At 67.2% G+C, this 506-nt stretch carries 1 protein-coding gene; it reads left to right on the top strand.

Annotated features, from left to right (window positions below; translation table 11 throughout):
- Positions 1–306: 306 nt before the first annotated feature.
- Positions 307–506: ATP-binding cassette domain-containing protein (locus tag B5M43_RS15420; protein WP_308068651.1), on the top strand; the 200-nt coding region annotated here is incomplete at its 3' end.

Raw genomic sequence — 506 nt, 5'->3', positions numbered from 1 at the left:
GTTCGACCACTGCGCGAACGTGTCGGGCGCCAGCGCACTGAAGATCAGCACGATGACGATCAGCACCAGGAGGATCTGGAAGGCCTGGGCCCGCAGCAGGCCACGCCAGAACCCGGTTCTCGGCTCGTCGATCGTTCCGATGGCGACGGTCTCGGTCGGGGGCTTGGTGGTGCTCATGAGTTCGGCTCCTTGGTGACGGCGTCCTCCTCGACGAGATCGCCTTCGGGGGTGAGGTCGGCGGGTGCGGTCCCGGCGGCGGCGCGGGGGTTGTCGCGTCAGTTCGGGCATGTGCGGGCGCTCAATCAGGTGGACTTCGAGGTGTTCCCGGGGGAGGTGACGGCGCTGATCGGTGACAACGGTGCGGGGAAGTCGACGCTGGTGAAGGCGCTGTCGGGGAACCTCGCGATCGATTCGGGGACGATCCTGTTCGATGGGCAGGAGGTGGACATGTCCACCCCGTCGCAGGCGTCGGCGCTGGGTATCGAGACGGTGTACCAGGACCTCGC

It is taken from the genome of Microbacterium sp. MEC084 (genome assembly GCF_004514465.2).
Taxonomy (GTDB): domain Bacteria; phylum Actinomycetota; class Actinomycetes; order Actinomycetales; family Microbacteriaceae; genus Microbacterium.
The sequence above is the reverse complement of the archived record's forward strand: the minus strand, read 5'-3'. Positions and strand labels throughout refer to the sequence as shown.